This window comes from Leptospira jelokensis (genome assembly GCF_004769635.1).
GTDB lineage: Bacteria > Spirochaetota > Leptospiria > Leptospirales > Leptospiraceae > Leptospira_A > Leptospira_A jelokensis.
On sequence record NZ_RQGH01000033.1, the window covers coordinates 146,341 to 159,785 of the forward strand.

The 13,445-nt window shown below is 38.6% G+C and carries 11 protein-coding genes; 4 read left to right on the forward strand and 7 right to left on the reverse strand.

Annotated elements, in window-relative coordinates:
- Positions 1–26: 26 nt before the first annotated feature.
- The 4 genes from EHQ62_RS16160 to EHQ62_RS16175 form a co-directional block, all read right to left on the reverse strand.
- Positions 27–1,064, reverse strand: coding sequence for a hypothetical protein (locus tag EHQ62_RS16160; RefSeq protein WP_135644730.1), 1,038 nt, complete (start codon positions 1,062–1,064; stop codon positions 27–29).
- A 93-nt stretch (positions 1,065–1,157) separates the two neighbouring features.
- Entirely contained in the window at positions 1,158–2,270 is a 1,113-nt protein-coding gene (locus EHQ62_RS16165; protein ID WP_135644732.1) for a lipase family alpha/beta hydrolase, read from the reverse strand.
- A 343-nt stretch (positions 2,271–2,613) separates the two neighbouring features.
- Positions 2,614–3,981 carry a DNA repair protein RadA gene (radA, locus tag EHQ62_RS16170; protein WP_135644734.1) on the reverse strand — a complete coding sequence of 456 codons (1,368 nt, stop codon included), beginning with the start codon at positions 3,979–3,981 and terminating at the stop codon, positions 2,614–2,616.
- Positions 3,981–4,619, reverse strand: coding sequence for a ribonuclease D (locus tag EHQ62_RS16175; RefSeq protein WP_135644736.1), 639 nt, complete (start codon positions 4,617–4,619; stop codon positions 3,981–3,983). The genes radA and EHQ62_RS16175 overlap by 1 nt, the downstream gene beginning before the upstream one ends.
- A 54-nt stretch (positions 4,620–4,673) precedes the next feature.
- Here EHQ62_RS16175 and EHQ62_RS16180 point away from each other — a divergent pair, with 54 nt between their 5' ends.
- The 4 genes from EHQ62_RS16180 to EHQ62_RS16195 all read left to right on the forward strand — a co-directional run bounded on the left by EHQ62_RS16180 (position 4,674) and on the right by EHQ62_RS16195 (position 10,557).
- Positions 4,674–6,560, forward strand: coding sequence for a glycoside hydrolase family 36 protein (locus tag EHQ62_RS16180; protein ID WP_135644738.1), 1,887 nt, complete (start codon positions 4,674–4,676; stop codon positions 6,558–6,560).
- A gap of 69 nt (positions 6,561–6,629) precedes the next feature.
- On the forward strand, positions 6,630–7,094 hold the full coding sequence (locus EHQ62_RS16185) for a putative lipoprotein (protein ID WP_135644740.1): 465 nt from the start codon (positions 6,630–6,632) through the stop codon (positions 7,092–7,094).
- 224 nt (positions 7,095–7,318) lie between these two features.
- Positions 7,319–8,944 (forward strand): hypothetical protein, encoded by a 1,626-nt coding sequence (locus EHQ62_RS16190; protein ID WP_244241815.1) that lies wholly within the window; start codon positions 7,319–7,321, stop codon positions 8,942–8,944.
- On the forward strand, positions 8,941–10,557 hold the full coding sequence (locus tag EHQ62_RS16195; RefSeq protein ID WP_135644744.1) for a dolichyl-phosphate-mannose--protein mannosyltransferase: 1,617 nt from the start codon (positions 8,941–8,943) through the stop codon (positions 10,555–10,557). Before EHQ62_RS16190 ends, EHQ62_RS16195 begins: the two co-directional genes overlap by 4 nt.
- Here the strand turns inward: EHQ62_RS16195 and EHQ62_RS16200 are convergent.
- Genes EHQ62_RS16200 through EHQ62_RS16210 form a run of 3 tightly spaced genes read right to left on the reverse strand, consistent with a single transcriptional unit; the run spans position 10,514 to position 13,369 of the window.
- A complete protein-coding gene (locus tag EHQ62_RS16200) occupies positions 10,514–11,626 on the reverse strand; it encodes a SpoIIE family protein phosphatase (RefSeq protein WP_135644746.1) in 1,113 nt (370 codons plus the stop codon). The two genes, EHQ62_RS16195 and EHQ62_RS16200, sit on opposite strands and share 44 nt — an antisense overlap.
- A 28-nt stretch (positions 11,627–11,654) precedes the next feature.
- Positions 11,655–12,470 (reverse strand): hypothetical protein, encoded by an 816-nt coding sequence (locus EHQ62_RS16205; RefSeq protein WP_135644748.1) that lies wholly within the window; start codon positions 12,468–12,470, stop codon positions 11,655–11,657.
- Positions 12,470–13,369, reverse strand: coding sequence for a histone deacetylase family protein (locus tag EHQ62_RS16210; RefSeq protein ID WP_135644750.1), 900 nt, complete (start codon positions 13,367–13,369; stop codon positions 12,470–12,472). The genes EHQ62_RS16205 and EHQ62_RS16210 overlap by 1 nt, the downstream gene beginning before the upstream one ends.
- Positions 13,370–13,445 lie beyond the last annotated feature (76 nt).

Genomic DNA, 13,445 nt, shown 5'->3' on the forward strand with positions numbered 1-13,445 from the left:
TGTTTCGGAACGGTGTTCCAAATCCCTCAATTGACTCCATAGGTGCGTTCTTCAGAAGCTCGGAAGTATCCACTTGCTTCTTCATTTTTGATGATTTCTGCTTCTTCCCCAAAGAGTTGTTTCCGCATGGCATCGAGCTCTTTTTCATCCTCAGCTGTCATGCCCCCTTTTTTGGTCGAAAGTTGGTTCCGTTTTGCAGCATATTTCTGTTGGTTTTGCCAGGACTTTTCCCTTTCCTCTTCGAGTGCATCCCACCGGTTTAGGGCTGCCTGGTCCATACCCATGGTTTGTCGGATCTCACGCAGGGCTGATTTCCTTTCTCCAAACGACAAAACCTTTAGGTCCTTTTGCACTGATACCATAAACCCTTCCGTGAGTTGTTGGCGTTTATTTTCCATAAGCCTTGGGTAATCTTTTCCAAATTGATCTTTTAGGGTTTTTGCATAATTGGAAAGTTTTGCATCCAAATTCCCCGGAGGACTTTCTTGGATCCGTTTCAGAGTATCTCCAATCACGGTCATTTTCTTTTCCATCGCCCAAATCTCGTCTGCTTTTTCCCCAAACAAACGGTATCGTTCTTTCCACATCATCTCACGGCGGGCTTCGTCTGACATCAGACCCACCTTACTCATGTTTGCTTCTCTAAAACGATTGTAGTTGTATAAACTCTCTGACATTCGCAAAAGTTCCAATGCTTTGTTTGGAAATGCATAACCCAAAATTTGGTTTAGAACCTTTACCCAATCATTTGGATACAATTTGGGAAGGTCTTTCATTAACTCTTCGATCATGGCAATTTGGACCGCAGGGTTATCGATATTTTTACCGTACTTTTCTTGTAGGATCCGTGCGATCTCTTCCATGGAGTATTCCATAAGTTTATGATCCGCATAATCTTCTGGTAAGTTTGGTAATTCTTTTGACTCTGCAATTTTTCCTTCGTTCAGGATCCTTTCAAAGTCTTTTTGGTTTTTGTCTTTTGTTGGTCTAAGAATTAAGATCGCAACAAATAGAATGATGAGTGCCGAAAGTACGCTATATAAGATTTTTTTATTTTGAAACATAATGATTGGATGTGAATGATGATTTTTTGTAAGTTGAATGATTAAAAATTGAGAGAATGGCAGTAAGTGTTTTCCTTACTGCCAAAGAGGTTGTTAACCGCCTTTTGTGACGATAAACTCTAAAATCGATGCATAAAATTCTTCTTCATCAAATGTATCTGGTGGAACCCCTACCACATCTAAATGGTCTTGGCTTACCACAGATGACTTAGAAGTCATTTGCGCAGACGTTGGTGCATTTAAGTTACTAACGTAACCAAGGCTTGTATTGACAGTGATCCAATCAAAACAAATCGCACATTCGTTGTATTGCAAACGATCACCCATTTGTTGTGAGTTGATCCCAACAAGTCCGTCATCGTCATTGTTCCCACGAGTGCCATCCCCTTTTCCGGCAGCACCATCATTGTCGCAATCGTCAACACAATACCCGTCACCATCAATGTTATAAAATCCTTCCTTAAGAAGGTACAACGCAGGGTTGGTATTGATACTGTCTTGTGCTGTGACGATGGATCCGTAGTAAGCTGCATTACTAGAATTCACATTGTAATTTGTGTTAAATGCCTTCATACCAGTGGTGATCCCATCGGTAGATGAATAGTCATTATATACCAATTGTTTTGCAGCAGCGATTCCATCATTTCCGGAACCGTAAATTGCGTTTCCAAAAAGTTTGGCAAGAGCGTTCACAACGGAAGTCACACCAGGACCTAAATCAAGGATGTACTTAGCAGTGGGAGAACCTCTATGTGGACTTGATACTGAAATTAAAGCATGGACAACTTGCCTTCCGTAACGAGCACGTAACACAGCTGCTGCTTTTCTTGCATCAATTCCCCCTTGGGAGTGACCAATGATATTCACCTTGGTGGCTCCAGTGGAGGTCATATAGTTTTGGATGCGGTCCGCAAGTTGGGTTCCGCGCACTTCCGAAGATTGGAAGGGAGTGACACTTGCTGCTAATGCCTTTTGGCTCGAGTGGATGCTACCGTTACACGCTGTTTCCAAAAACTCGTCACAAGGATCCCCAACGAAGGTACCGTAGTCGTTACCAAAGTAGTAGTATCCGAGTAAGTTGTCGAATCCAGATAATCCATGTGCGAACACCACTGGATATACTGTTTTTCTTGCGCCTGCATGCACCCCTGTTGTGAAGAGTAGGAGTGCCAGGAGGCAAACAAGATTTTTCTTTTTAGAGTTCATAAATCACCTCTGAACAATCTACAGATGAGTTCCGATAGCATAGAAAAAGTCAAGTTAATTGTGTTAAATTTGAGTCATTTTTTAAATTGATGACACACTTAGTACTTATGCGAGCGATTTTGCCAAATTTAGGACATATTTGAGGGCATCGCCTAAAAGAGAATGCTAAGTTTGGTTAGATCTCCGGACAAGTGTTGTGTATTGATAGGAGTGAATGTCAAATCTCAATTTTCTTTTATCCTGTTGGAAACTCTCTCCTTTGGCGGAACAGAGAATCGATTGGGATATTCCAGATTGGAAAGGGGTAATGAAATGAAACGAAACGGAAAGATTTGCCCTTCCTTTACAAACCTAACTCTTGTAAATGTTTGATCGGAGTCAGTTTGGTGCTAGGAAACATCCCTTCCACTTCTTTCCAATTTCCATGAGGGAGGAACACTTGGCTGATTCCAATCCCCACTAATTCTTTGATGCGTAGGCTAATTTGGCCAACACTCCTCACCTCTCCAGAAAGTCCGACTTCTCCTAAGTAACCTGTTTCCCTTGGGATGGGTTTGTCTCGGAAGGAGGAGACAATGGAAGCGGTGATGGCGAGGTCAAGGCTTGGTTCATCCACACTGAGACCACCAGCAAGGTTACTAAAGATATCTGACTCCGAAAGGGGGAGTCCTAAGTATTTTTCGATCACAGCTGAAAGTAAAATCACCCGCCGATTGTCCAGGCCTTCTGCCATACGCCTTGCCTGGCCAAACGATGATTTGGTGACAAGGGCTTGTACTTCTACACTGATGGCACGGGATCCTTCCATCACAGAAGAGAGAACACTCCCTGATCGTTCTTCCGTTTCAGGTGAGATGAACAATCGGTGGCGGTCTAGGACTTGTTTTAGTCCACCAAGAACCATTTCAAATATTGCAGTATCACCAACTGCCCCAAATCGGTTTTTGACGGCACGAAGGATTCGGTAATAATTGAATCTATCACCTTCAAAGTACAAAACTGTGTCCACCAAATGTTCTAAAACTTTCGGACCAGCAATTTGTCCTTCCTTTGTGATATGACCAATCAGAAAAATAGGAACTGACGTGCGTTTGGCGGTTTCAAGAAAAACTTGGGAAGATTCACGAAGTTGGGTGACTGTACCGGCTTGGTTCACTAAACTTTCTTTTAGAATGGTTTGGATAGAATCAATGAAAACAACTTTTGGTTGTAGATCCGATATCATCTGGGAAATATTTTCTGCATACACCTCTGATGACAAAAGGATATTCTCAGAGGATACACCCATCCGTTTGGCACGAAGGCCAATCTGAGAAGCTGATTCTTCTCCTGAAATGTACAATACCTTCCCTTGGTCTGCGATGTTTTTTGCAATTTCCAATACAAGAGTAGACTTACCCACACCTGGCTCACCACCAACTAACACAAGACTCCCTGGGACGATCCCTCCTCCTAATACCAAATCAAGTTCTGTAAACCCTGTATGGATACGGGAATGGGAATCACTGACCACAGAACCAATGGATTTCGGTTCCGTATACTTCCTGTCCCTCGGTTTCGTTGGCCCATGAGAATCAAACCTTCCTTGGGAAGTGTTTGTCACTTCTTCAATTTGGTTCCACTCGCCACACGATGGGCATTTCCCGGCCCAACGGCTAAAGGAATCACCACAAGCTTTGCATTGGTACTGGGGGAGTTGCTTTTTTGCCATCAGTGTTCGAAGAGGTTGTACACTTCGAGTAAATCAAGTTCCACTTGAGTTTCTAAAAATCCAAAACATTTTTCTGCGATCGTAAACCTGTTTTCCCGAATCATCATCTCGGTTAGAGTGGATTCGAGTGAAATTAAGAAACGAACATCAGTTGAGGCATAGTCCACTTGGTCTTTGGTTAGGATTTTTTTACCCCAATCAGAGCTTTGGTTTTTTTTATCGATATTTTCTTCAAAAAATTCTCGGATTAGTTCTTTTAACCCGTGTTTATCGGTATAGGTACGAGCCAGTTTACTTGCAATTTTTGTACAAAATACATTTTGCACTTTGATGCCAAGCCTTGCGCGTAGGAAGGTCATATCCATCCGTGCAAAATGAAAGATTTTTGTAATGTCTTTTGATTCGAATAATTTTTGGATATGAGGGGCTTCTTTTTGGCCAGGCAGGATTTGCACTAATGCAACTTTATTTTTAGAATCGGATATCTGAACAACACAAAGCCTATCCCGGCGGGGATTGAGCCCCATCATTTCACAATCCACTGCTAACCTGTCGTCTTTTTTAAATGCTTCAAAAAAATCTTCGTTAAGATCTCCTTGTAAAACGACTGGTTTTATAGTTGAACGTTTTTGGGTCATAATGGCTTACTATGGAAACCACCCTAACAAAATCATCAAATAGATTTTTCCAAGATGAAAATTCAATATAGAGTTCATAATTCCGTCACCATTTCCCATTTCCTTCCTGTAAAAGCAGGTGTTTTCCAATCCGAATGTAAAAAATTCGAACTTTTACTCACCACAACAAAAGACTCAAAACTGGGAACTGTCCTGAGTCCAAAACTGATTTGGCGCGAAAGTACAAGGCCAGAAGTGGGATTTTCTGTAGACCAACTCGAGTTGGAACTCACAGACCTTCCTGAAGGGAATGGATTTTCTCTTTTCCAACATGGATACCAGTCTTGGTCGATCTCAAGAAAAATGGAAAGTACCGGAGTAGACAAACCTCCCTTTTTATCTTTTTTACACTATTCGCAAGAAAACATTTATTCCAAAAATGAATCGAAAGTTGGGAAATTTATTTCTGAATACCTCACTTTAATTTTCAACAAAGAAACTCAAAATGGTGTTTTGTATGCACCACTCGAAGCTGGTGAATTTGGAACCAAGTTTGAAGTTGTTTTTGGCGCCGAAGGAAATGTAACATCCGTTAAGGTAGTATATGATATCCATTGTTTACCTGACTTAAGACCCAATGCAAAATTGAATATTTCCAAAATCAAAGTATTGTTTTTTAAAGGCTCCCCCGAAACCAAATTACTAAAATATTTTGAAGAACTGGGTAAAAAAGAAGGCCCGAACAATTTACCAAAAAAAGTCCCAACTGGTTGGTGTTCTTGGTATTATTATTACACAAATATTGATCAAAAAACCATATTAGACAATCTAACAAAGGTTAGAGAACTGAACTTACCATTTGAATTTTTCCAAATTGATGATGGTTACCAAAGAGAAATCGGTGATTGGCTCTATCCAAATGATAAATTCCCTGGTGGGATGCGAATCCTTGCGGATGAAATCAAGAGGGTAGGACTTAAACCCGGGATTTGGCTTGCTCCATTCCTTGTTCGAAAAAAATCAGAATTCTTTCGTAAGTACCCAGAAGCGATCTTAAAAGACCAAAATGGAAAACCAGTCCCTGCTATTTACCAACCACTTTGGGGAAGAGGTTATACCTATGCTTTGGATATCACACATCCAACGGCACTTGGTTATTTAGAAAAAGTGTTTTCTACCATTGTCAAAGAATGGGGTTACCCTTATTTGAAATTAGATTTTTTGTATGCTGGCCTATTGCCTGGGGATATATATAACAAAAGTTTATCGCCACAAGCACGATACCAAAATGCCCTAGACCTCATCCGAAAAGTTGTAGGGAAAAATACATTTTTACTTGGATGTGGAGCTCCCATGTTACCTTCCATCGGCTATTTTGATGGGATGAGAATATCCTGCGATGTGGCACCGTTTTGGTATCCGGAAAGGTTACGAGTATTTCTCAAAGACAGAAACGCACTTTGTACAAGGACAGCACTTATCAATGACATCACACGTGCATCTATGCACAGGCATTTATGGTTAAATGATCCAGATTGTTTGCTTGTTCGCAAAAAAAAGAACAAAATGAACGAAGCCCAAACGAAACTGATGGCGTCCGTCATGGCAGTGTCAGGTGGGATGTTACTTGTTTCAGACGACTTAACAAAATTAGAAATGGATCGTTTGGACCTGCTCAAAAAAGCCTTCCAATTGAATCGGGAATGCCAGGCCTACACTCCAATCCCAATTGGGGTTTTTGAAAATGAATTCCCACTCGCCCTCTACAATCCAGGTGGGTATTTAGGGATTTGGAATCCTACAGAAGAAGAAAAAACAGTTCACATCTCCCTACCACCTGGAGTCAAAACGAAGGCTCCCTTTTTGGATTTTTGGACGGGAACCCGAGTGGATTTACATGCTGTGGACGGTGGGTTTACAACTACTTTGCCCGCTTTTGGTTCCGTAGTGGTTTCCGTTTAAGAAAGAAAATTCATTGACGGTTTTCAAAAAAAACTTAGTATTTTTGCAATTCGACGTAAGAGGTTTTTTATGCGTTCCATAAAAGTTTTCACAATGATATCTGCTATGGCTTTGTTCATTTCAGTTAACAATTGTTCCTTTCTAGATTCTGCTTCCGGAAGTATTAGCCGTTTGACAATGTCAGTCTCTGATTCCACTTCTGCACTTGTAAAATCAATTTGTAATAGTATTTCCTCCATTTCTGAAGAAAGCAAAGAAAAAGTGATGAACGAATACCAAGAAGACATCATTGCAAGTGTTGCCTTACAAATTCGATATGAAAACCAATCACAAGAATTAGAAAACCAACTTTCCCTTATTGCAAAAAAACATGGTCTCGTATCTTGGAGATCCAAAGCAGCAACTTACATTGCCATCGGACAAGGTTTGAAACAAGCAAACCTCACTCCTTCGGAAATGAAAGAAGTTGCCGATGATGTTTCAAAACAAAATATAACAGTTGCTAAATTAATTTTAGAAGGATACCACCTATAATCCACGCTGTTTTAGGGCGGAGACATACCGCCCTCCTTGCCTTCATCACATTCCTTTCGGCAATCTCCCTCACTGCATCACCAAAACAAAAGGAATCAAACCACTACGGGTTTTTATACATCGATTCCAATTCAGGCCAGTCCAGCGGTGGGCATTCAGCCTTACTTCTCGGTGACCGTGTTTACCACTTACAATATTCCTTTGATGACCGAATCTTTCATATAGTGAGAGAAAGTTGGGATGACTTTCGATTCCAATATGGTGTGATCGAAAATCGTAACATAGAGTTTTACGAATGGAAACTAAACGATAAAGCAAAACGAATTTTACGCCAGAAATGGAACGAGTTGTATTTGGTCCAGGAAACTCATATCCAAAACCAGAAACGATTGGAAGAAGATTGGGAATGGAAAGATGCCACAACCAAAGAAGATCCACTTTCCTATTCCATTCCTGGTTTTGGTTACTTTACCAATCTTCCTGATCCCGATGCAACCTATCCAAATCTATTTTCTTTTACGAATGAAGAAATGGAACAAATCAATGCGAAAATTGAATCACTAAAATCTTCACAAAGAGAATCCATTCCAAAAGAAGAAAACAATACAAACCCTTTACCAGAAACTAAGTCTGCTTTCCAATTGGTACCAAGCATTCAAACTGATACCAATACATTTATCCAAACAGAAAGGAAACTCTTTGTCCGACAGTTTCTGCAAAACCCTGTACAATTGTATGAACAGGCATTTGTTCATTTAAATCAAAATGAATTTTTGTTAACAGAGAAAGAAGTGGCAACCTTCCAAACTTACCTTTCTGAATTGAAAAACGAGTTAAAATCCTGCCTACTTTTCGAAGAATGCAATGATTGGGAAGAAATGACACTCCTTTTAAGGATCATTTACACCAATCGTTCCATTGCAGAAAAAACTATTGTATTCCCTAGAAAAAATTTCCAAGGATTTTCTTACATTGAATACCTCAGTTTACCAGAAACGGTTTTTATCACCAAACAAAATGAATACGGACTACTCATCAAAGAAAAACGTGACGAGTTTATGAAATCTTACCATCCCATTCATTATTATAACTGGGAATCGTTACTCGGGAAATATCTTAGTTTTATAGAAGGGAAAACTTATACCGAAGGAATTGAATTCAATTGGTTGGGCAAAAATCCGTATCCAAATCCAAAAATCCATCAAACAAAAAATATAGATACAAAAGTTTATCTCAGATCCAAATCCAATTGGGAAACTTACACAAAAAATGTGCAGACTTTGTATTCCTATCATTTGGTTTTTCAAAATTGTACGAATGAACTTTTCCAATATATGAATTTGATGTTTCCCAATGGGAGTATTGAGGGCCAACGATTCTGGGAACCTCTCGGAAGCCATTGGATTCGCTTTAATTTTGTTCCTTCCATTGCTGCCTTTAAACTTGCAAACAGCAGTTATACTGAAAAAATCAAAATTGTCCCCTCCTATCGAAATCTGAAACGAAATCAACTCAAATCTTGGAGTGTAAAAAACATAAGAGAACGAATTGTTTTCACTTCGGAAATCTACCAACCAAACCCACTAGACCATTCATTTTTATTTTTTACGGAAGAATCGATCTGGAATAGACCCATATTAGGATTCGCCAATGTGATTTGGGGGATTGGTTATACGGGAATGGGTATCGTCAAATCACCAATGGACAAAGGGAAAGCGTTTATCGAAGGAACGGAAACCATCTTTTATAGCATCCCTGAACTTTTTTTCTTTAACATTCGCAAAGGTCATTTCCCATTGATCACAGCCGAAGAAATTCCAAAAGAATACTACGAAAACACACTCGAATGAAATCCTTAATTTTATATATCCCATATATCTTTGTATTTGTTTCCCAAATGTTACCAGCAAAGCCCTGGTTTTTTCCAGGGGAATCTTCCACCTACATCTCATTGTCAATTGTCTTTTTTTCCATTCAATCCATTCTGTTGTATGGAAAGAGTAAGAAGGGTTGGAATTTACAATGGATTGAAACATTTTTTCCACCCAATTGGTCCATCGCAGGTTTTTATTTTTTATTTATGTTACTCTTCCCATTGCGAAATCGTAATTGGGGGGATGGACTCTTACTGCTTGAAACCAATTTACTCGAAACCAAACTCTTTGGCTTTCAATTTACCTTGGATGAAATTTTGGAAAGTATCCTCCACAGTAACCTCACTCAAGTTTTAAACTATTTTCACATTTCAGATGATCCTGTGGTTTCGTATGCAATTCTATCCTATGCTGTTGGAGTATTTTTTTTATTTGGATTTTTAATACTTGGCAAACAGAAACCAAAGGATCTTTCCATCTTAATCCTTTTATCATCCGGGGGAATTTTACTTGGGTTTGGGTATGCTGAACATTATACATTAGTAACAGCTGTTCATTTGGGATTGTATTTATTTTTATATAGGTTTGCAAAAGACCCAAAAGATTGTAATACCCTTCTGTATGGCAGCACAAGCATTGTCGCCTTAGCGATGTTATTCCATTTGGTATCAGGATACCTGGTAATTTTATTGGTTTATCTGTGGGTTACCCATTCACCCAAAGAGAAAAAAATACAACATCTATTTTACTGCACAATCCTTGGGACTTTAATACTATTCCCATGGTTTCTATACTTTAGTATATTCCATGATCCTACTGTGGATCAAAATAGTACTCACCTCATCCATCCTCCGTTTTATCCTATGAAACGTTGGATCTCTTTGAACCATGTGAAAGAAATCAGTTCTGTTCTAATATGGAATGTTTTCTTTTCTGCTTTTTATTTACTCTACCAATGGACTTTCCAAAAAGAAACTTGGAAACATTTCGTTTCAAAACCAAACCACCAAACTTTGTTCGTTGTGGTATTTTGTTTTTTCCTGCATGGTTTTTTTCACAACCCTCAATTAGGTTTTCCAGCTGATTGGGATTTGATGGGATTTTATTGGTTGCCGATTACTGTTTTGGCTTTTTTGTTTTGGAAAGAAAAAACAAAACTTGAATGGGAATGGATCCCAGTCCTTGTTTTTTCAGTTCTTTTGGTGATGGTATCTGCCTTCACACTCAACAAATCAAACACAAAAGATGATTTGGTTTGGGAAATTACGAAGAAAGCGATTCACAAGTATTCAGAAGAAAATCAATTGCTCATCCAAAGTTTTCCCAAAGAAGAGAAAAAATTTTTTGCGAAGGGTGATTTTTTATTTTTTAAAGGGGAATACATCACAAATCAGCTCTGTGATTTTCCAGAAAAAGAACTTTTGAAGAGCCAGATGATGGACCATCGTAAAAATTGGAAGGCCGGTTTTCTCAGTGGAAAATTTAAAGTCAAAACAGAGTTAAATGCATTTTTGACGGAAGCAACAAAAACAAATGTATTGTATCTTAAATCTCTAGAAGCAAATACGATATGTCATCCGAAGCTTTAGATGAAGTCACCAAGTATTGGATGTAATTTGAAATTTCCACTTTCATGCCATCAAAACGGTTCTCACCCTTTGGCAATTGGACCAGAGTTTGTACAAGAGGATGAGTGCTAGAAGCCAATAGTCCATCAGAGTACAAAAACAAAATATCACCAGACTCCACTTGGATTTCTTTTTCTGCAAATTCCATCTCTGCCAAAATGCCGAGGATTTGTCCAGATTGGTCTTGCAAAATGAGTGGCGCCCTACTTTCTTTTTGAAAAACAATTGGGAAAGGATGTCCCCCTCTTGCATACGTGATTTTTTTTTGTGAGTGGTCAACAACGATGCTAATCGCTGTCATGCTATGAGTTCCAATTTCATTACACAATTCACGATTGAGTCGAGACAACAACTCTTTAGGTGCAATGGTTGTTGTTCGAGCCAATTCTTTGTGAATGGTAGTCATGAGGATTGCGATAAGACCCGAAGTCACACCATGACCTTCGATATCACCCATAAGGATTAAGGTTTTGTCTTCCGTCAGAGGAACCACTTGGAAAAAATCACCCGAAACAAAACTAACTGGTTTGATTTCTGAATGAATTTTATGTTTTAAGGTAGGCAAATTCATTGTTTTCGATTGAATTTTTGCCGCAAGCCTCAAATCACGTTTGATCGCTTCATCCATCGACTCTTTATCTTTTAAAAAATTATAATATTCAAATGATCTCGAAATTGCCGCTTCGATAGATTTTGTATGGAATGGCTTTAAAATAAAATCAGAAGCTCTATGATATAAGGATGAAACAACAGTTTGGATATCACGTTCCCCGGTCATCATAAGCACTTGGGTTTTAGAATCAATGGCTTTGATTTTTGGTAAGAGTTCCAAACCAGTTGTTTGGGGCATATTCACATCCAAAAAGACGATTGGATTTTTTTCCCTTTCGAAGTATTCCAAACCTTGTAGTGGATTTGTAAAGTAACGTACGAAATAACCGAGTCCATTTACAATCAACTCCAATGTTTCACAGATTTCAGTGTCATCATCAATGATGAGAATTTCTGGTTTGAATGAATATTCGGACATCTACTATGATTATCGGAATTTAACCCGCTTATTTTGAGACCAATCGGAATTTTAGTTTTTCTTTTACTTCCTCTACTTTTCGAAAATAAACCTCGTGAAAGACTTTTTTTTCTAAATAAGGGTCGGTACAAGAAATCATTTCACCATATTTCCATTCATAGGGTTCACCATTTTCATATTGAACTCTGTTTTGATGGATCTGGGAGGATAAACTTCGTAAGTTTGTGCCCCGGAAATTTTTCACAAGCGCACGAAATGTACCTTCTTTTTCAGGATCAATGAAACGAAACTTCCTAGAAAATAAAACGGCATCATGAAAGTATTCGGGAACATTAAAAGCACCTGATGTTCCCAATTTTTGGGATAACACTCGAATGAAATCAGTAAACTCGTTTAGGACATTGAGCCCAGGATACTCTTGTCCAAAGTACAATTCCTTTTTGAGATCACCTGGTTCAAAATTGATATTTTGGGTAAGAAGCCAATCGATGTAAATCATAGGGAACTGTTCATCATCCCCTTTTAACTGGAACTGAGATACTTTTAATCGAGTGTGGACTAAAATCTTTTTTGATTCAGTTTTAATATAAATACGATTGTCAAAGTCATTCAGTATCTCAAGTTCGATGATGGGATTTTGGAATCCTCGTTTTTCGACTGCAGAAATTAACCCTGCACTTACTAACAATTGTTCTACTTCATAATGAGTAAAACGATTGAATAGTTTTGGTTCCATGTTTAAGGATGTGTTTAGTTCCTTCGATACATCTACTAAAGACAGATCATCTAAATTTAACCAATCAGATTGATTTTTCTTTTTGTCTGTAGATGAAAATACACCCATTATTTTTCACCAAATGCTGTGATCGTATTAAAATGAATTTCGACAGTGTCGCGAAAGTCCCTAGCGTATCCACCTGCCAAGGTCACAACACAGGGAATGTTCTGTGATTCGGCAAATTTTCTTACCATTTGATCCCTTTCCTTCAGACCTTTCATGGATACTTTTAGTTCTCCCAGTGAATCATCTTCATAAGGATCAGCCCCTGCAACATAATAAATAATATTCGCATCAAAATCCTTTCGAATTTGTTTTAATGATGTATCTAATATCGATAAATATTCATCGTCCTTTGTGTTCGGTTCTAAATTCACATCTAAGTTAGATATTTCTTTCTTGGGGTAAAGATTACCTTGGTGCATCGAAAATGTGTAAACTTTGTCATCATGTTGAAAAATATACGAATTGCCATTGCCTTGGTGAAGGTCTAGGTCAATGATAAGGGCATTTTGATTTGGTTTTGTTTCACGTTGTTTACGAATGGCAATCGCAACATCATTCAAATAACAAAATCCTTCTGCCTTGTCAGGGAAACTATGATGGTAACCGCCACCCATATTAAAACCAAATCGGTGTTTGTCGCAAAGTTCACTGGCGTAAATCGTCCCACCAACTCCATACATAAAACTTTCCACAATACTTCGATTTAACGGTAATTCTGAATACATGGTTCGTGCAGTGTGCTCGTAACCAAAAAGATCGTCTAAGTATTCTTTTGTGTGAACCAATTCTAATTCTGCATCATCTGCCTTTTTTGGTAAAAGGATGTCGAAGGAAGCATACACTGGATCTCTTTTGACACGGTTGTATAAATGTGAATATTTATGAGCGGGGAAAACATGACCAGGTAATTCGAGGTTGTACGAAGAATGGTAAATGAGAGCGAGTGCATTTGATGCCATTAAATTGAACTTTTTTTCGAAAAATGACACAAGTCAATTCAATCCATACAATTTACTTGCAGGAAAAAACAAAAAA

Bases quoted from the DNA above. Each gene is read 5' to 3' on its own strand.
- radA (WP_135644734.1), bottom strand. From the start codon at position 3,981: ATGGCAAAAAAGCAACTCCCCCAGTACCAATGCAAAGCTTGTGGTGAT.
- EHQ62_RS16210 (WP_135644750.1), bottom strand. From the start codon at position 13,369: ATGGCATCAAATGCACTCGCTCTCATTTACCATTCTTCGTACAACCTC.
- EHQ62_RS16165 (WP_135644732.1), bottom strand. From the start codon at position 2,270: ATGAACTCTAAAAAGAAAAATCTTGTTTGCCTCCTGGCACTCCTACTC.
- EHQ62_RS16205 (WP_135644748.1), bottom strand. From the start codon at position 12,470: ATGGGTGTATTTTCATCTACAGACAAAAAGAAAAATCAATCTGATTGG.
- EHQ62_RS16175 (WP_135644736.1), bottom strand. From the start codon at position 4,619: ATGACCCAAAAACGTTCAACTATAAAACCAGTCGTTTTACAAGGAGAT.
- EHQ62_RS16180 (WP_135644738.1), top strand. From the start codon at position 4,674: ATGAAAATTCAATATAGAGTTCATAATTCCGTCACCATTTCCCATTTC.
- EHQ62_RS16200 (WP_135644746.1), bottom strand. From the start codon at position 11,626: ATGTCCGAATATTCATTCAAACCAGAAATTCTCATCATTGATGATGAC.
- EHQ62_RS16195 (WP_135644744.1), top strand. From the start codon at position 8,941: ATGAAATCCTTAATTTTATATATCCCATATATCTTTGTATTTGTTTCC.
- EHQ62_RS16185 (WP_135644740.1), top strand. From the start codon at position 6,630: ATGCGTTCCATAAAAGTTTTCACAATGATATCTGCTATGGCTTTGTTC.
- EHQ62_RS16160 (WP_135644730.1), bottom strand. From the start codon at position 1,064: ATGTTTCAAAATAAAAAAATCTTATATAGCGTACTTTCGGCACTCATC.